This window comes from Nostoc sp., assembly GCF_036917535.1.
In the GTDB taxonomy this organism is placed as follows: Bacteria; Cyanobacteriota; Cyanobacteriia; order Cyanobacteriales; family Nostocaceae; genus Nostoc.
The window spans coordinates 26592-45458 of the sequence record NZ_JBALDA010000005.1; the positions used below are offsets into that span (position 1 = coordinate 26592).

At 41.4% G+C, this 18867-nt stretch carries 15 protein-coding genes and 1 pseudogene; 5 read left to right on the forward strand and 11 right to left on the reverse strand.

Translation table 11 applies throughout. The annotated features are described in order from the left end of the window. Nucleotides 1-30 precede the first annotated feature (30 nt). The gene (locus tag V7K56_RS01055) at nucleotides 31-1362 is read left to right on the forward strand and encodes a serpin family protein (protein WP_334906753.1); all 1332 of its coding nucleotides are present in this window, start codon (nucleotides 31-33) and stop codon (nucleotides 1360-1362) included. Between the two features lie 331 nt (nucleotides 1363-1693). Here the strand turns inward: V7K56_RS01055 and V7K56_RS01060 are convergent, their stop codons facing one another. Beyond that, nucleotides 1694-2335, reverse strand: a complete 642-nt coding sequence (locus V7K56_RS01060; protein WP_334906755.1) for a hypothetical protein — start codon at nucleotides 2333-2335, stop codon at nucleotides 1694-1696. 477 nt (nucleotides 2336-2812) lie between these two features. On the opposite strand from V7K56_RS01060, the pseudogene V7K56_RS01065 reads away from it, so the two are divergent. Beyond that, nucleotides 2813-3020, forward strand: a pseudogene (locus tag V7K56_RS01065) (nucleoside transporter C-terminal domain-containing protein); the annotation flags it as partial. A 62-nt stretch (nucleotides 3021-3082) separates the two neighbouring features. Here the strand turns inward: V7K56_RS01065 and V7K56_RS01070 are convergent. From V7K56_RS01070 to V7K56_RS01085, 4 genes are all read right to left on the reverse strand, one after another. Next, nucleotides 3083-4819: an ABC transporter ATP-binding protein gene (locus V7K56_RS01070; protein WP_334906757.1), complete on the reverse strand. Its 1737-nt coding sequence runs from the start codon at nucleotides 4817-4819 to the stop codon at nucleotides 3083-3085. Nucleotides 4820-5146: 327 nt separating this feature from the next. Then, nucleotides 5147-6364 (reverse strand): lipid-A-disaccharide synthase-related protein, encoded by a 1218-nt coding sequence (locus tag V7K56_RS01075; protein WP_334906759.1) that lies wholly within the window; start codon nucleotides 6362-6364, stop codon nucleotides 5147-5149. A 333-nt stretch (nucleotides 6365-6697) separates the two neighbouring features. Further along, nucleotides 6698-7243 carry an RNA 2'-phosphotransferase gene (locus tag V7K56_RS01080; RefSeq protein ID WP_334906761.1) on the reverse strand — a complete coding sequence of 182 codons (546 nt, stop codon included), beginning with the start codon at nucleotides 7241-7243 and terminating at the stop codon, nucleotides 6698-6700. Nucleotides 7244-7311: 68 nt separating this feature from the next. Next, the gene (locus V7K56_RS01085; RefSeq protein ID WP_334906763.1) at nucleotides 7312-8628 is read right to left on the reverse strand and encodes an amino acid permease; all 1317 of its coding nucleotides are present in this window, start codon (nucleotides 8626-8628) and stop codon (nucleotides 7312-7314) included. Between the two features lie 790 nt (nucleotides 8629-9418). On the opposite strand from V7K56_RS01085, the gene V7K56_RS01090 reads away from it, so the two are divergent. Continuing rightward, the gene (locus V7K56_RS01090) at nucleotides 9419-10075 is read left to right on the forward strand and encodes a hypothetical protein (protein ID WP_334906765.1); all 657 of its coding nucleotides are present in this window, start codon (nucleotides 9419-9421) and stop codon (nucleotides 10073-10075) included. Nucleotides 10076-10162: 87 nt separating this feature from the next. Here the strand turns inward: V7K56_RS01090 and V7K56_RS01095 are convergent, their stop codons facing one another. After that, nucleotides 10163-11131 (reverse strand): threo-3-hydroxy-L-aspartate ammonia-lyase, encoded by a 969-nt coding sequence (locus V7K56_RS01095; protein ID WP_334906766.1) that lies wholly within the window; start codon nucleotides 11129-11131, stop codon nucleotides 10163-10165. Nucleotides 11132-11339: 208 nt separating this feature from the next. On the opposite strand from V7K56_RS01095, the gene V7K56_RS01100 reads away from it, so the two are divergent. Continuing rightward, nucleotides 11340-12152, forward strand: a complete 813-nt coding sequence (locus V7K56_RS01100) for an SDR family NAD(P)-dependent oxidoreductase (protein WP_334906768.1) — start codon at nucleotides 11340-11342, stop codon at nucleotides 12150-12152. Between the two features lie 180 nt (nucleotides 12153-12332). On the opposite strand, the gene aroF is transcribed toward V7K56_RS01100, so the two are convergent. Continuing rightward, entirely contained in the window at nucleotides 12333-13433 is a 1101-nt protein-coding gene (gene aroF, locus V7K56_RS01105; protein WP_334906770.1) for a 3-deoxy-7-phosphoheptulonate synthase, read from the reverse strand. Nucleotides 13434-13485: 52 nt separating this feature from the next. On the opposite strand from aroF, the gene V7K56_RS01110 reads away from it, so the two are divergent. Beyond that, on the forward strand, nucleotides 13486-13638 hold the full coding sequence (locus V7K56_RS01110) for a hypothetical protein (protein WP_334906772.1): 153 nt from the start codon (nucleotides 13486-13488) through the stop codon (nucleotides 13636-13638). Nucleotides 13639-13692: 54 nt separating this feature from the next. Here the strand turns inward: V7K56_RS01110 and trpD are convergent, their stop codons facing one another. The 4 genes from trpD to trpA all read right to left on the reverse strand — a co-directional run bounded on the left by trpD (nucleotide 13693) and on the right by trpA (nucleotide 18550). Then, complete coding sequence (trpD, locus tag V7K56_RS01115) at nucleotides 13693-14784, reverse strand: anthranilate phosphoribosyltransferase (RefSeq protein WP_334906775.1); 1092 nt, start codon at nucleotides 14782-14784, stop codon at nucleotides 13693-13695. Between the two features lie 163 nt (nucleotides 14785-14947). Continuing rightward, complete coding sequence (trpB, locus tag V7K56_RS01120) at nucleotides 14948-16177, reverse strand: tryptophan synthase subunit beta (RefSeq protein ID WP_334906777.1); 1230 nt, start codon at nucleotides 16175-16177, stop codon at nucleotides 14948-14950. A gap of 157 nt (nucleotides 16178-16334) precedes the next feature. Further along, entirely contained in the window at nucleotides 16335-17564 is a 1230-nt protein-coding gene (locus V7K56_RS01125) for a tyrosinase family protein (RefSeq protein WP_334906779.1), read from the reverse strand. A 158-nt stretch (nucleotides 17565-17722) separates the two neighbouring features. Next, nucleotides 17723-18550 carry a tryptophan synthase subunit alpha gene (trpA, locus tag V7K56_RS01130; RefSeq protein WP_334906781.1) on the reverse strand — a complete coding sequence of 276 codons (828 nt, stop codon included), beginning with the start codon at nucleotides 18548-18550 and terminating at the stop codon, nucleotides 17723-17725. Between the last annotated feature and the right edge of the window lie 317 nt (nucleotides 18551-18867).

An 18867-nucleotide genomic window follows, 5' to 3' on the forward strand; every position in this document is an offset into this window, starting at 1 on the left:
TTGGGAATCTTTGCCAAGTGAGGTAGCAGAATGAATCGCCATAAATTGAGTGATGCGAAAGAAAATTTCCTGCAAAGACGTTACGGTGTTAGCTTGGGCAGACGTTATGCATTAGCTGCTGCAAGTGTTGTTCTATTCAGTGTCTTAGGGTGTTCTCAAGTCGATAGTAATAAAAGTGCCCTTGCCCAATCTAGTTTACCTCAGCCAGAAACTCCATTGCAAAAAAAAACAGCCAAAACTAATACAAAAATCATTGAGTCTAGCAATAAGTTTGGCTTTAAACTATTTTCAGAAGTTCTGAAAAACGATCAAGGTGAGAAGAATATTTTTATCTCACCTTCGAGTGTTGCGATCGCTCTTGCTATGACTTATAACGGCGCTAGCGGCTCGACTCAACAAGCAATGGCAAAAACCCTGGAATTACAGGGGATGAATCTACCAGAAATTAACTCTTCTTACGCGGTGATTTTAAAACAGCTTTTAGATAATTCGGATACGAAAGTGCAATTGAAAATTGCTAACTCACTTTGGGCAAATCAAGATGTTAGCTTTGCGCCAGACTTTCTCAATAGAACCCAGGACTTCTATCAAGCTAAAGTCAGCAATTTAAACTTTCAAGATGCCGCGGCACCTAGTATTATTAATAACTGGGTCAAAGAAAATACTAACGGCAAAATTACTAAAATAGTAGAAAAAATTGAACCAGATCAGGTGTTATTTCTGATTAATGCCATATATTTTAAAGGTAATTGGAGTAACGAGTTTGACAAAAAACAAACTGCTCTATACCCTTTTTACATCACATCTGGTAGACAAAAACAACACCCAATGATGTCACAAGAGGGTAATTATAGATACTATGAAAGCGAAAAATTTCAGGCAGTTAGTTTACCTTACGGGAAAGATGGTAAAATAAGTTTTTATATATTCTTACCTAAAAATAATTCTAACCTCAAAGAGTTTTATCAAAACTTGAATGTTGAGAACTGGGAAAAATGGATGACTCAGTTCAATAATCAAAAAGGATTTATTCGCCTACCTCGCTTCAAAACAGATTACGATATTACACTCAATGATGCTTTAAAAACTTTAGGTATGGGAGAGGCTTTCAGCAATAAAGCCAATTTTTCTGGCATGGGTAAAAATTTTGCCATTAGCCAAGTTAAGCATAAAACTTTTGTTGAAGTAAATGAAGAAGGCACTGAAGCAGCTGCTGCTACTTCAGTGGGAATAGTAGCAACATCTTTGAGACAAGAACCAGAACCATTCCGAATGATTGTCAATCGTCCCTTCTTCTGTGTCATTAGAGATAATCAGACAGGAAACGTTTTGTTTATGGGTTCAATTATCGAACCACAATGAGGAGGCAAGAGGGATTGAAGACTTAATCTTTTTAATCGGGAACTTCCAAAAAATAAAATCCTCAGTGAATATACAGCAGATTTCAAGTTGGTGAGGTACACAAGCTAATACCAATTTGAAAAAAGAATGCGACAGATACATACGGACATACCTTTGTTCGTGTCGGCTTTCTTAATTTTGAATTTTGTTAGCACAGCGTTAGCGAGTCCGCGAGCGTCATTTTGAATTTTGAATTGGTATAAGTCTGTTACCCAGGTATAAAGCGTGTTTTATTCCTGAATTCTGCTGTAAATGATTAATTTGCATTCATTATATGTGCAGATAATACTTTTTAGAAGTCATTATCCGCAAAGGAAACTATGGATGGTGAAAATCTTTTTAGTGATGGGGAAAATTCTAACTTTGCGGCATAATCATCTGTTTGTGATAGTTCCAGTTCAATTGTTTGCTGATCTTTTTCATCAAAAAGCAATTGAATTTGATAACTTGTCCAGAATTGTTCACCTAGTTCATCTTCTAAATCAAAAGGCTGTTCTTCATCACCCCATATATTCGACCAAAGGACTATTTGATTAGCCCGAAAATGGTTTTGACCTTTTGTATCTCCAACTACAAAATATACTTCGACGTTTAAATCAAATCCCAAATCATCGACTTCTGCCTCTGCTATCTGACAGCTAACGATAATTAAACTATCTGGGTTAATATCTAGTACCTGGTGTTGGCGTTGTAATAATTCTTGAAATACAAAATTAGGTAATAACTTTGAATTTTCCTCAAGTAGATTTTTTTGATTTTCTGGTGAGTAAAGGGTTTTTAATTCTTGCGTGATTAAATTTAAAATATCTTCACTGGCTAAATTGACAACTATCTTTTGATTTGCGGGATTTAGGAAACATCCTTGATTAAGATTAATGTGTTTTTTAATTGGCATAGTTCTGTAAAATCCTTTTAATGCAAACGGATAATTCACAAATTAAGCTCAAACAAAAGTAAGGAGTAAATATTACTTTAGCTTCTGTTCTATATTTTTAGCAAGACGTATTTAACAGCAATTGCATCCTTGAAATAAATCATAATTATAAATAACTATGATTGCAGAGCTATAAAATATTTATCAGTTCAGGAAAAAAATGCCATAGACTTCTGCAAGAAGTTTATGAAATCAGTAACTTGTCCATAGCTGGTAATTCAGTATTTTCCACTGACTGATTTGCCAATCCTACGCTCACCATCTTTGCCTTACTCAGATACTGCACCTGGAAAATGTGCGATCGCGAAATTCTTAATCACACTATCAAAACTTTAGTAATTGACTACAAAACCACAAAAAGGCGAATTTTCGTGTATGTTCTGTGACTAAGTGCCTTAGCAATACATTTCCAGGAGCAAACATGGAAGGCGCCATTTCTGCGTTGGGAATCTTAATTTTTATTGGTATATCCTACACATAATTGAGAGTGGAAAAATCTCCCAACGTGCAGTAATTATTACAACTTACGCATTATGTAACTTTGCAAATATCGGTTCAATTGGCGGTATTACTGGCATAGCATCTAATCGCCAGCATGACTTAGCTCGCATAGGTGTCAGGTCTAATGATTGGCGGATTGTTAGCGGGTTTTATCACTGCTTGTATTGCTGGGATGTTGATTTGAAAAAGAATTCTCTAATTATAGATTTTATAAAATGAGCGAACCGACAGTAATTTGGCAATGCCCTACTCATCTGTAGAGTAGAACTGTTGGGCGTAAAAACGGGCATACCGTCCTTCCTGAGACAGGAGGGAGGTGTGGGTACCAGCTTCAACCACCTGTCCTTGTTCGATTACGAGAATGCAGTCAGCCCGACGAACGCTGCTCAAGCGATGGGCAATAATAAACACGGTACGGTTTTGCATCACTCGCTCAAGTGCTTCTTGAACTAGTGCTTCTGATTCAGAATCTAGGGCAGAGGTGGCCTCATCCAGGATGAGAATTCGAGGATCGTTGGCAACTGCTCTAGCGATCGCTAATCTTTGGCGTTGTCCTCCTGATAGATTAACTCCACGTTCGCCTACCCAAGTATGATAACCCTGAGAAAACTGGCTGATAAAAGAGTCAGCATTGGCAATCTTTGCTGCTGACTGAATCGCTCCTAAATCTAATTTTTCCTGACCGTAACCGATATTTTCAGCGATCGTTCCTGAAAAAAGAGTAACATCTTGGGGAACAATCCCAATTTGATGGCGCAGGCTGGTAAGTGTGACATCACGGATATCAATATCATCAACTAGAATTTGACCCATCTGAGGGTCATAAAAGCGAAGTAAAAGGTTAATTAACGTCGATTTGCCTGCTCCAGAAGAACCAACCAAGGCAATGACATCACCAGGAGAAGCATCTAGGCAGAGATCCTTAAGAACTGGCTGGCTGGGATTGTAAGCGAAATTGACATGACGATATTCTACCTTGCCCATAACTCTTGGCATTGTCTGAGCATTCGATTTTTCACTTAAACTAGGTTCCTTCGCCATCAGTTCAAAGATGCGTTCGACAGAAGCTTCAGTCTGTTTGTACTCGTTGTAATTGCTAATCATCAGGTCGATTGGCTGAATCAGTAAAGCCACAGCAGCTAAGAAACTGATAAACCCTTGAGCTGTCAGCCGTCCTTGAGAAATCTGCCATCCTCCCAATAAAAACAGCAGCATAATACTAACTGCTTCCAAAAAACCAACAACCGGAAACTGAATGGATTTAAGTTGTAGAGCGCGATACTTAGCTTGGCGATTGATTTCTGCTTCTTGATTGAATCGCTTCACTTCATATTCTTGGGCTGCAAAAGCCTGAACGACGCGAATGCCGCTAAATACTTCAGTTAGCATCGCCGACAAATTGGAAACCTGATTTTGGCTCTGGCGAGATAGCACGAGCAATCGCTGACCAAATTGCCCAATCAACCAAGCCATTAAAGGAGCCAAAATCAAACCCGCAAGAGTCAGGGGCCAATTCAGGTAGAGCATGTAAATGGGAATTGCAATTAACTGCAACAAATTGGAAAGAAACTGATGGGATAACTTATCTACAATCTCGCCGACGCGATCAATATCTTCAGTCAGGCGATAAGTCAAGTCTCCCGTCTGTGTCGTTTCAAAGTAATCTAATCCAAGTTTGTGCAGGTGAGCATAAACGCGCTTACGCAAGTTTAAAACCATGTTCAGAGCAGCAGCGATCATAAAGACATTCTGCCCGTATTGACAAAGCCCACGAATCAAAAATACTAAAGTGGCTAGTCCGAGCCAGTAGGCAATCTGGTTAACATTTCCCTGACCAAGAAAAAAAGCGACCTGACCTGCTAAATAGGGCACTGCTAGGGTAAATAACACAAATCCTAAGATACAAGCCAATCCCCGAATTAACAGCGGCCATTGGGGCCACAGATAAGGCAACAGTTGCCAGTAACTAGAGCGGACTTTCATAGTTCAATTCTGTATTGTTATCAAATCAGGCAGGAGGTAGGAGGCAGGCAGCAGATCGCGCAGCGTGTCGTAGACAAGGCAAGAGGAAGACTATCCCAGAGGTCAAGAGGTTCCGGCTTTGCTCTTTTTCCTGCCACGACGACTAGACAGGTCTTGGGTTAAGACCCCCACCAAATTGAAAATTTGGCAGCAGTAAGTAAGAATTCAGGACTCAGGAGCAGAGCCAAAGACGCTCCGCCAAGGCGTCAGAATTGAGAATTTAGAAGTAAAGTGTATTACGGCGTTAGCCTACCACACCATGCTGACTTCTGAATTCTGACGCAATTTCTACTCAGTTTCTCCTAGAGAGTTTAGTAGAAAGCGGGCAATTCTCTCAGATGCGCCGGGTGGGCCAAATCGCTCAGGGCCATTTTCTTTGCACTTAGCGAGGTAGTCTGAATCTTGTAAAGTTTCAACTACTCGTTTAGCTGCTTGCTTGAGAATCTCAGGGGTTGCTGGCTTAGTGCCGATGGTTTGGGCAGAAATGCCTAACAGCCGCGTTTGCGCTTCTGCAAATTGATAGGTAAATTGAGGGCCCTCTCCAGGAATCTGAATGATCGGTTTGCCGATCGCTACAGCTAAATCCGCTGCCAACCCTGCCATACCAATGACGAGGGTAGAGTAATATAGGATATCACTGAAGGCATCTGAGTAACATCTCACTTCTACAAGTGGTGATTCCTCAGCAGAACTTCCTAAAGGAGAATAAGTGAGTATGCCTTGATTCAGTTGCCAACCTTGACTTTTAGCAATGTCGTCTAATTGCTCCATCAAATTTGGTAGTAAGGCGGCACGAAACTGGAATCCTAACTCAGGCATCACCTTGGCAATTTCTATCACCAGTTGCAACTGCAAACAGAAATTTCGTGCGGCTTCCGGCATCCGCGACCCTGGTAAGAGTGCGATCGCCGGAATGTCCGGTTTCAGGTACAAGTCTTTGCCAGTGGGGACGAGGCGATCTAAAGCCGGAATCCCACCAAACTGAGCCTTAGCTATACCTTGCCGTTGAAGATCGAAAGCCGTATAGGAATCTCTGGTGAAAACTGTCAGACATCGAGAAGAATTAAGGTCGTGCCACAGCAGTGGATTGAGACGCAATCGCCCTTCATAGAGGGCAGAAAGACAAGAAATAAACGAGACGAAGGGGCGCTTTGTTAAGTAAGCAAATGTTTGGGAGACGAAATCTCCAGTAGACATAATTAAATCGCAGTTGGGAGCATACTGCAACACCGCTTGTAATTGTCGCCACGTTAACCCAATCAATCCCGATTGAAAATCTTTGAGCAAATAGAGGCGCTTCATGTAAAAGAATCCCCCAGAGGGCATTGTTTGTGTGGGCCCAATAATGGGAATATCCAAGCTACGGTAAGCTTTTCCTTCTCCTACAATCGGCATTGCCGCCATTTCAATAGAAGGACACAATTGGCGCAGGGTCTGAATAACATGAGAGGTGTGGTTGTCCTCTCCGTGGCCGTTACTGATAAACAAGATTCGCTTAGAAGACATCTTGGGGTTTGGATAGGTCTAAAATGCTTGTTTAGTGAAATTTTTAACCTACATTGGGTAAGTAGGCTAAGAGATTGATCGTATTTTTACTCTTGAGAGTTTGTAATTTTATAGACAAATCTACAAAGTTACTTTTTCCGGTGTAAACCGCAATGGAATTACTGCTAATCCCTGTTTTTGCAAACGTTAATCTATCAGAGAATACAATATTAAGAGTACAAGCGCTATGGGTACATCAATCTGAGTTCAATTTCAACATGCAGTAATTGTTGCAACTTCCGCATTATGTAACTTCTTTGCAAATATCGTTTCAATATTTTGTTTTGTTAAAATTCAAATTTTTTGTAGATACTCAGGTGGCACACGATCGACTAACCAAACACCATTAGCAGAACAATAGAAGATATAACCTGCCTGATGCATTGCCGCAGTATTTACAGCAAAAACCACTGGTTTTCCATGCCTGGCACCAACAGTTTGTGCTGTTTTTATATCCTTTGATAAATGGACATGATGTCGTGACATTTTGCAAAGTCCTGTTTGCAGAATTAATTCTACAGATTTGCGTCCCGTGCCGTGATAAAGCTGATCTGGAGGAACAACAGCTTCTAATTGTAAATCAACTTTTATACTATGTCCTTGGTTCGCACGAATCAGAGTACCTGTAGAATCAAAAGAAAATCGTTGTTTCTCGTTGAATTCAACTACCACTTGTAATTCCTGGCGGGTAATTGGAAACTTGTTTTGAGCACAAGCGGTAAGTAAGTCATCAATAGCAACCCAACCACCAGGAGCAAGTTTAATTCCAATGGCATGTGGTGTATGTCGCAGATATTTGCTGAGATATTTACTGATTTTGACGAGTCGAGAATCACTCATTTGATATGGTTAGCATTTATACTACAATTAAATTCTTTTATAATACAACAAAACTTTTATTGATGGTTTTATTTTATATAAATTGACAGAATTTGTTTACCCATCATCGCTAATGCCACTCCAATCATTATAATGAGTGTCACCTTTCCGCCAGGAACGAGTGATTGATTTACGCTATCTGAGTTTTCTTGTTCTTGACGTTGTTTCCAACTCATTAATGCCGGAATAATTCCACCTAGAACTGAAATACTAAATGTTCCAGTGTAATCTAGGGCAGTAAAAAAGATGCTGGGGTTAAGCGTTCCGAGAGTCATCGGAGGGAAAAGAACCAGCGAATAGAGGGGTAAGCGGCTAGAAAGTTGCCACTGTGCAGGTAAGAAAATATCTTTGAACAAATCCAGCAACCCGTACACAAATCCAATGAATGATGTGACGATCGCAAATTCTGAAAAAATGGATACTAGCACTCCTAACCATTGCCCGGCACCACCTCCTCGGAGAATTTGTAGTGGATCAAAAACCCTTGTACCATCAGAAGTGCTATGTAGCATATCGGGACTGACGCTTCCTAAAATTACGGCATTCCACGCCAAGAACATAATTAGAGGAATTACAGAACCAATAAAGATGGACTGACGAATTTTGCAGGCATCCCCTTCGAGTTGCTTCACAACTAGCGGCACAACGTTTTGGAAAAACAACGCCACAGACATCACTGAAATGGCACTGCCGAGGGCACTCCAGTTTTGAAATAACAGTTGGGTACTCTGAATATGTCTTCCTCCCAGAAATAATAGTCCTAAGAAAGAAACAATGACAATTCCAACAAAGGCGCTGTTTAATTTCTCAATAAACTTTTCTCGCCCAAGATACATAATGCCACCAAATAAGAGCGTGAAAGCCATTGTGCCCACCCATGTAGGCAATATCTGCATACCCCAGACTTTTGCCGCCGCCGCTCTTAAAATCTCTCCGCCTTCGGTGATGTATGCCACCAACAAAGCATAGTGCATGAATAAATATGCACCGCCAGCAATTTGCGCTCCCAGCTTACCAAGGATTTTCTCAACAACTCCCAAAAAACCTATACTCGGATGCCCTTTTGTTCGCATCGTGTTTAAGGTAACTTCTGCAACCAATAACCCTGACACTAAAGCGTAGAGCCAAACAGCAATTAGTCCAGATGTGGATGGCACAATACCAGATGGCAGCGTAACGGCTGGTAGAGCGAGAATCCCAGCCCCAACAGTGGTTCCTGCAATCAATGCAGTACTCCCAAATACACTACCTGGTTGATGATTGAGTTTGTTTCCATCAAATTCGAGATGAGAAAACAAGCGAGTGACTTGCTCTGAATCTTGGAGAACAGTCTTTATAAGAACCATAGTGAATATCCGTACTTAAACCAAGAAGTTAATATTAACATATGTAAATAATATGTAAATATTCTTTTATTCTTTACGAAAACCCTGATAGGTATCTCGTTTTGAAACCCTTGCTCGTTGATGGCGGCAATGACTATGAGCCGTTCATGCAGTGGGTGATAGAATGAGTGCCGTTGGATTGTGCAGTGATTCTGCGACCAGAGCAAACCAAGGTCTTTGTGTTGCTCAAAAAAAACGCCCTTGTAGTCGAGCGTACTTTTGGTTGGCTGATGGGGTGTCATCAATTCATCAGAGACTATAAGTTATTGCCCGAAACATCCCCGAAACATCAGAGACTTTTATCTACCTTGTCATGATCCGTCTTATAGCGAGGTGACTGACATAAGAGTTGACTCCTCAAAACTTTTCAAACACCTTATTTATCACTATTTCTCCAAGATTTTATGCAACTAGATAGAAAAATAATTCATTCAATATCAATAAATAAATCATTGAAATCGTAAATAAAGAAATTTATCCTAATTTTTAGGAGTTATTAAAAAAGTGTATTAACTCACATTAGAGAAACTTTTTTAATCAATGTTAGAGGCTGTTTATCAAGTAAATCTATACTTTTTAACTTGTTTGTATGGTGGGAATACATACCTATTTCAATGGTTTTAGAGTATTACCACTATAAAATACTTATTTTTTTAAAAAAGTTAAATCTAATTTTTCTAATAGATAACTTTGTTATTTTAATTAAAAAAGGACAATTATGTTTGGTTCACCTATAAGCTGGCTGATTCCTGTGACCTTAACTATAGTCAGTTTAGGCTCATATATGCAAACTGCAAAAGCAGAAGATAATTATAATAATTATACGTTTAGTATTGACTACAAGACATTTGTCACTTTTGACCCAACTTTCAGACCAGACTTAGGAATTATTAGAGCAACTATCAAAGGTGAAAGTACCAAAAAGGCTCCTTATGGGTTAGATTTCTTTCTTAGTGATGACTATGGCAAACTTGAGCCTATTGAAAATCCATCGATTAATAAATATACCTTTAACTCAAACCCAAGCGTGTTTGGTTTAGAGGGAGAACCCGCATTTTCTGATAGGTATTATGGTGGTGCTAATGAATTATTTGGCAAAGCAAGTGACAACGCTGAAATTAATTTTGCTGAAGGCTTTATCAAAGGTGGTGGTACTATTACCATTTTTGGGGGAACAGGTTTATTCCAAAATGCTACAGGCACAATCACTTTTACTGAACAAGACCAACTTAATTCCTCTGGAACCCCTTCTCAAGGTTTAGCTAAACTGAATTTCACCTTGCAAACTCCTCAAGAGGTTCCAGAACCAACGGCGACTACAAGTTTAATTGGTATCGGTTTAATTGGAGCAAGTTTAGTAATTAAGCAACGTTATAAAATAAGTTCTTTATCCAGGATAATCAATTAAATATGGAACTATTTAGAAGCCCCGCCAATCAAATTCACGGCAGAACCATGCATAATGAACCTGGAAACGATGTTTTTAATTACAATCTTACAAAGAAAATAATTTACAAACTTGCGCCAAATCTACATTTCCACCGCTAATGATGATGCCAATTCTCGCCTCTGGTGCTTTCACTACACCTTCGAGTAAAGCGGCGGCGGCGAGTACTCCAGTGGGTTCAACTACAATTTTCAGACGTTCCCACAAGAAAAACATGGTGTGAAGAATCGCTTCTTCCGATACCGTCACCATATTATCAACATAATGCAACACTAGGGGAAAAGTAATTTGACCAAGGCTAGGAGTCCGCGCACCATCAGCGATGGTATCAGGATTTTTGACTGTTTGCAGGGTTTTGGTGTGAAAAGAGCGGGTAGCATCGTCGGCAAGGGCTGGTTCTACGCCGATTACTTTACAATTGGGTAGAAGTGCTTTGGCTGCGATCGCACACCCTGAAAGTAATCCGCCACCACCACAACAAACTAATAGCAAGTCCAATTCACCAACTTCTTGGATCAGTTCTAAAGCAGTTGTTCCCTGTCCAGCAATTACATGAGGATGATCGTAAGGGGGAATGAGTGTCAAAGAGCGATTATATGCTAAATTTTGAGCTAATTCTTCTCGATTTGTTTCTTGGCGATTGTACAAAATTATCTCTGCACCATAACCACGAGTCGCAGTTTGTTTGACAGCAGGTGCATCATCAGGCATGACAATAGTGGTGGAAATATTGAGTAATTGTCCTGCTAAAGCGATCGCTTGGGCATGATTTCCTGATGAATAAGTGAGAACGCCTGTTTGTTTTTCTGCTACCGATAGTTGGGCTAGGGCGTTGTACGCACCTCTAAATTTAAATGCCCCCGTGCGTTGAAAGTTTTCGCATTTAAAGAATACTTGGCTATTGGTGCGATCGTTAACGATTCTAGAAGTCAGCACGGGTGTGCGGTGGGCAATCCCCAAAATTCGCTTTTGTGCTGCTTGCACGTCAGTTATCGCAACGGAATTATGCTGTGGCATAGATGACGCTATTAAATATTATTGCTCTTGTTTATATAGATACAGATTTTTATATTTGCACCTAATATGCTTTATTGAAGCATACTTATTTCAGGTGGATAGCATCATTTACTGTCTCCATCAAAAGAGCTACAGCAAACATTATATATTGCTGTAGCTAAATTTATAAAATTTCAATTAACTAATTTAACTTAGTCATTTTTTGAACATGAATAAAACATCTGAAAGTCGGCAAAAAAAAACTGCTCTCATTACAGGAGCGGCTAGTGGGATAGGCTATCAATTAGCCCAAATATTTGCTCGTCATAGTTATAATCTTGTGTTAGTAGATAAGAATGAACAAAAACTTATTGAAATTCTAGATGAATTCCCCCAAAAATTTGGCATTTTTGTGAAAATTTTTGCTAAGGATTTATCTATACCAACATCCCCAGAAGAAATTTTCACAGAACTACAGCAAGCATCCATTAAGATTGATGTGCTGGTTAACAATGCTGGCTTTGGTACTTATGGAGTATTTAACGAAACAGACTTGAGCATTGAACTGAAAATGCTTCAAGTAAATATGGTCAGCTTGACTCATTTAACCAAATTGTTCCTTAAAGATATGGTCGAGCAAAAATATGGAAAAATATTAAATGTAGCTTCAGCAGCTGCTTTTCAACCGGGGCCTTTAATGGCAGTTTATTTTGCGACGAAAGCTTATGTTTTGTCATTTTCAGAAGCGATCGCTAATGAATTAGAGGGTACAGGTGTCAACGTGACTGTTCTTTGTCCAGGGCCAACAGCATCGAAATTCCAACAAAATGCTGCAATGGAAGATTCAAAGATTGCTAGCGTTAACAGAATGATGGATACGGAAACTGTCGCTAGGATTGGTTATCGGAGCTTAATGAAAAACAAAACTGTTGTTGTTCCTGGGATGAGAAATAAGATATTGACTGAAAGCGTCAGATTTACGCCCAGAAATTTAGTCACAAAGGTTGTTAGAAGTATGCACGAACTTAAAAAAAATAGGTAGTTTGAGATTTTATACTCTTTTTAAGAAGACCCGACCAACGGATTTTTCAGATGAAAGAATCTGTTGATCGGGTTAAGCCATTTGCAAAAAATCGGTTTCTAGTCCAATACGCTTGAGTGTAGATAATTGGTCTTTTAAAACGCGATAAATCGCGTCTCTACAATCAGGTTTATAGTCTATCTACTTTGAAAGTTCTGGTGTGAGGAGAATTTGGCTTTCACTAATGCGATCAAATGCAGGTGTAGGCCAGCGATCAACAACTTTGCCCAGGACTGACATTTCTTGAACCAAGCGGTCAAATTTTTCAGGGGTGAGAGATTGGGGACCATCAGATAAAGCTTTAGCTGGATTGGGATGAACTTCAATCATTAAGGCATCTGTGCCAGCTGCTAAGGCAGCCATTGCCATTGATGGAACATATTCAGACCTACCCGTACCATGACTGGGATCAATCATAATCGGTAAATGGGTTAGCGATCGCAACACCGGAAGCACCGACAAATCTAAAGTATTCCGAGCATATTTGCCATCAAAGGTTCTGATTCCCCGCTCACAAAGAATTACATTAGGATTTCCAGATGCCAAAATATATTCTGCTGCCATTAGCCACTCGTCAATTGTGGCAGACATTCCCCGCTTCAGCAGCACGGGTTTATCTTGAGCGCCTACCTTTTTGAGCAACGAAAAATTGTGCATATTCCTAGCTCCGATTTGGATGATGTCAGCTACTCTCGCTACTGCTGATAAATCGGCAGCATCCATGAGTTCTGTGACAATACCCAAACCCGTAGCTTCCCGCGCTGCTGCTAACAAATCTAAAGCGCTTTCACCATAACCTTGAAAGGCATAAGGTGAAGTACGAGGTTTGTAGGCTCCGCCACGCAGAAACTGTGCTCCTGCTGCCTTTACCCGCTTTGCCGTTTCGACAATCATCGCTTCATTCTCGACGGAACAAGGCCCGGCTACCACCACAATCGGATGATGTTCGCCAAAATAGACATCACCGTTAGGTGTCGGTACAACGACCTCGCTAGCTTCTCCATGTCGGAATTCTCGGCTTACCCGCTTGAAAGGTTGCTGCACTCGTACTACTTGCTCAATCCAAGGGCTAAATTCCTGAACCTGTAATTTATCGATGCTAGTGGTATCACCAATTAGCCCTAGCACAATTTTATGAGTGCCAATGCTTTTTTCTACTGTCACTCCCCAAATGGCACTCAGTTCTTGGCTAATGCGAGTAATTTCCTCAACAGGCGTACCGATCTTAAGTATGATAATCATCTGTTTTTCCTTGTGTATAGTTTGGGTGGGCTAATCTTTACAGGTCGATGCATTGGCATTGCAGGTCGATGCATTAACATTGCGAGTCGATGCATTAACATTGCAGGTCGATGCATTAACATTGCAGGTCGATGCATTGGCATTGCGAGTCGATGCATTGGCATTGCGAGTCGATGCATTGGGATTGCAGCAGGTCAAGGTGTAGGGCAGCTTTAAAAGACTTGCGTGTACACCGTAGCTCCTCATAGGAGAGGTTCGTTTAGCGCAAAAATTCTGCAAGTTGTTCTAGTTTTGTCCAAGCAGCACCGCTTTGCAGAATTTCTTTGGCAAGGGTAATACCTTTAACACAGCCTGCGAAAACATCCGTTTCCCCATGAATGGCTTCACCAACTTGCAGGGCCAAGGCTGTATTCAAAGCAACTACATCCTGCTGCGCTTGCGTACCTTTACCTTGCAAAACTGCCTTCAAGATTTGGGCATTTTCTAGGACATCTCCACCACACAACGCCGCAGTCGGTGCAAAACTCAAACCTAATTCTTGAGGATTGAGCGTTAGAGAACGCACTTTTTTATCTTGAAGTACAGCCAAGTCAGTGACATCTGCCAAACCAGCTTCATCTAAACGTTCCCGTCCGTGGAGGGCGATCGCTTGCTGACATCCCAGTTGGGATAAAGCTTGAGCAATCTCTTCCAGTAAAAGCGGGTCATTCACACCAATAATTTGCCCCGTTGGTCGCATCGGATTTACTAGCGGGCCGAGCAAGTTAAAAACAGTCCGCACCTTCAAAGTTTTTCGCAAAGTAGCGATCGCTTTTAGTGCCGGATGCCAGCCTGGAGCAAACAAAAAGGTGATTCCGACTTCACCAACTGCTGCCTGAACTTTTTTTGGAGTGGCGTTGAGATTTATACCCAAAGCTTCCAACACATCAGCCGAACCAGCTTTGCTAGATGCCGAACGATTGCCATGTTTAGCAACCTTTACCCCAGCAGCAGCAGCAACAAAGGCGACAGCAGTGGAAATATTAAAAGTTGAAGCGCCATCTCCACCAGTTCCACAAGTGTCAATTAAGGGAGTTGGGAATTGGGTACTGGGTACTGGAGATTGGGATTGTAAGACACTGGCCATGCCAACTAATTCTTCGGCGGATACGCCTTTAGCTTGAATTGCGGCTAAAATCGCTCCTGATAGAACATGGGGAATGGCATCTGTGAGCCAACCTTGCATTAAATCCGCAGCTTGGGAAACCGTCAACGATTGCCGATTTAGCAACTGTTGTAATAAAGCTGGCCAGTTATAGAGATCAGGAAGGATGGAAATGTTTTCAGGTGGAATTTGAGTTAAAGCTATCATATTTATTGGGCATGGGGCATTGGGCATTGGTTATCGGTCATTTGTACTGAGAGAAAGCGAACAGCCCCTTGTAGAGAACCTGTTGGCGCAGCCTCTCCAAGAGTTGTATTGGTCATTGGTCATTTACGAAGGACAAAGGACAAATGACGATAAGAAGAAAAAATTAAGGAATTAAGACTTTGGCGACGGTTTGCACATCTTTGTCACCTCTGCCGGAACAATTGATGACGATGCGGAGATTGCCTGTTAACTGGGGACAAAGGGTTTCTAGATAAGCGATCGCATGAGCCGTTTCTAAGGCTGGAATAATCCCCTCTAATTGCGAAAGCCTCTGAAATGCATCTAAAGCCTGTTTATCGGTAACACTGTAATACTCGGCGCGACCATAATCCTTTAAATAACTATGCTCTGGCCCAACACCGGGATAATCCAATCCGGCACTAATTGAATGAGCTTCGATTACTTGACCGTCATCATCTTGCAGTAAATAGCTCATTGCACCGTGCAATACACCTATTTTTCCTTTTGTCAAGGTAGCAGCGTGTTTTTCTGTATTTACACCTTCACCCGCAGCTTCCACTCCGATTAGACGCACCGAAGGTTCATGCACAAACTCATTGAATAAGCCAATCGCGTTGGAACCTCCACCCACGCAAGCCAGTAAAATATCTGGTAGTCCTCCCCATTTTTCTTGGCATTGAGCGCGAGTTTCTACACCAATTACAGCATGAAAGTCACGCACAATCATCGGGTAGGGATGAGGCCCAGCAACCGAACCCAGGATGTAATGAGTTGTTTCTACATTCGTCACCCAATCCCGAATTGCTTCAGAAGTCGCATCCTTGAGAGTTCCTGTACCTGCTTCCACTGGTTGAACTTCTGCACCCATTAATTTCATGCGAAACACATTCAGGGCTTGGCGTTCCATATCTTGGACGCCCATGTAAATCACACATTTTAAACCAAATCGCGCACACACAGTTGCAGTTGCTACGCCATGTTGACCTGCACCTGTCTCCGCAATAATCCGTTGCTTACCCATGCGCTTGGCTAACAAAACCTGAGCCAAAGCATTATTAATTTTGTGAGCGCCTGTATGATTTAAATCTTCGCGCTTTAAATAAATTTGCACTCCCGTGCCATCTGGTCTAGCGTAATTTGCTGTCAGGCGTTCAGCAAAATATAATGGGCTGGGTCGTCCTACATAATCACGCATTAAGTTTTGCAGTTCTGCTTGAAAACTCGGCTCATTGCGATATTGTTGATACGCCGCTTCCAATTCACTTAATGCAGGCATTAAGGTTTCCGGGACATATTTACCGCCGAATTTTCCAAACCTGCCCAAAGAATCTGGTTGCACAGTTGCAGTTTTGATGTTTAGTATGCTTACCACTGGTTAAAATCCTTTTATGTTCAAGTATTTTTTACTTTCGTTCTAATACCAATTCAATTAATGATTGCAACACATCTTTGGGTAAAGACGCGATTCATCACATCTCTACAAATGGTCTATTTGTCGCATTCTTTTTTCAAATTGATATAACTTGGAATCATCTTTGCGTTTTCTTTTCCCCGGTTTGGTAGGTATAGCCCAGTTCCCTGTGATTCAAAACATCTATAGGGCGCACCAAATCGTTAGAGTCAAAATTTGGTAATAGCGATAGTAAATCTCCTAACGCCGTAGCTTTGGGGGTAGACATACCGCCGTCCCAAGGCCACATTAGGTCTTTAAGGTTGTGTCCGTAAGGCTGACTATGACCATCGGGAGGATAAAAATCGCTACCTTGATGACCGTTTTCTTGCCATTCAACCCAGAGGCGGTCTACGTTCGCATGATGCAACCAAAATACTGGGTCATAAGGCGAACTTGGTATATTGCCCATAGTCCCCAAACCCTTAAACTTTATCGGTGTCGTGCTTGCATCTATTTGTACCCCACCGACTAAGCCATGAATGTAATTGTGGATGAATCCTCCGGAGGTGACTTTACCCTGCTCATCTACAGAGATAAATCCTTCCATAGCAGCGCGAAATAGAGAATAGTTATTAAGACTCAGGGCACGCTGAACATCTTTTTTGGGCACAGGATAATCACTGGCAGGAGGTAGTCTTAGAAAGCGGACAAGTGATGCGCCTAAAGATTTGCCAGTATCTGGGTCAATGTTTAATGCTGGATTCATCACCCAGCCATTTGCAGCCGAAAAAGCCCCAGGCACAGCGCCACCTGTAAAGTTTCCCTGATTTGGAATTTTGATGGTTACTCCTTGACCGTTGGAACCAAGAAAGTCATCATTAAAAATTACATTAAGTGATTTGGAGTCTGTCCAATCCCAGTATGGCAGACTAACAGTTGGGTCTACTGCTTGCAGAGCCTGTTCAAATCTGCGGATATATTCTCGATGCCAAGGGAAAAATGCGGCATTTTCATGAGCAAGTTCTTGGACGGAACCATCGGAATGTCCTTTATGGTTATGAATTAAGCGTGTTGCTCCTAGATGTATGGCAACGAATTGGTCATAAATACTGAGCTTGCTACCTGCGGGAATTATAGTTTTTAAGGTTTTGATCGCCTTGACAAAGGCTGTTTTTTCTGTCTGTGTCAGGTCAGTTACGTTCTTTCTTACAGTTAAATAACCCTGTTGTCCTGGTAAATTGTAATGCCAGTGGTACTTATCTTGTCCGTGGTCAACGCGATCGTGGGCGAAGACTGTAAGCACACAAGCACTAACTAGAAGTACGCTATAGATTAATATTTTGACGGATTTCAACAGGAGTTTCATAGCCAAGATTTCCTTTGTATTTCTTCCTTTGCGACCTTTGCGACGGCAGTCGCTCATGGGGGATACCCCCAAGACCGCGCTGCCTCCCCTTTGCGGTTTGTTATTTTTTATCGAACCACAGAGGCGCAGAGAACGCAGAGAGAGAAAAAAGAGCTTTTTTATTTTGCGGAACCAACTTGTTGCAGGGATACTGGTGTAATGGCTGCTTTCAGTTGCTGACAAAATTCTTCTACGGCTTGCAATCCCTCAGTTGGGCTACCTTCAGCTAAACGTTTCACAAAAGCGCTACCAACAATCACTGCGTCTGCTCCCCATTCCCTTACTTGATGTGCTTGTTCTGGTGCTGAGATACCAAAACCAACGCCAATGGGTTTATTGGTGACGCTTCGCAACTCGGTAATTAAATGCTCTACACGGTTTTGGAGTTGAGCGCGGATACCTGTAACGCCTGTAACGCTGACCAAGTAGATAAAACCCTGAGATTGACGAGCGATCGCTTCAATCCTATCTTGAGAACTGGTAGGAGCTACGAGTAAAATTACCTCAATTCCGAAAGATGCAGCAGTTTTAATTAATTCTCCTGCTTCTTCTAAGGGTAAGTCTGGTACTACCAATCCTTTTACCCCAGCAACGGCAATTTGCGCCAAAAACGACTTAATACCCCGGTGCAAAATGGGATTGTAATACATAAATAAAATTATTGGCGCTTTTAGGCTAGGAATCACTATATGCAACATCTCTAGCACTTGCTCTAATTTCGTACCTTTTTGCAAAGCGCGGGTTGCTGCTGCTTGAATCACAGGCCCATCTGCAAGAGGATCGGAGTAGGGAACGCCCAACTCAATAAAGTCAGCACCGTTGCGATCTAAGATACGTAAGGCTTCGGCAGTAGTTTCTAAGTTAGGATCGCCTGCTGTGATAAAGGGGATAAAAGCACACTGTTGGCGATCGCGTAAAATTTGAAAGGAATCGGAGATAGAGGTCATACTGAAAAATAGTTAATGATTGGTTAATAGTATTGAAATAATTAACACTTAGCAATTAGCGATGCCCATGCTAAATTTTTTGTAAACGAGTCTTTGATACTCGTGAATGAGGCTTTTATCTCCGTTAACGAGTCTTTGATACTCGTGAATGAGGCTTTTATCTCCATTAATGAGTCTTTGATACTCGTGAATGAGTCTTTTAGCTCCGTTAATGAGTCTTTGATACTTGTGAATGAGGCTTTTATCTCCGTTAATGAGTCTTTGATACTCGTGAATGAGGCTTTTATCTCCGTTAACGAGTCTTTGATACTCGTGAA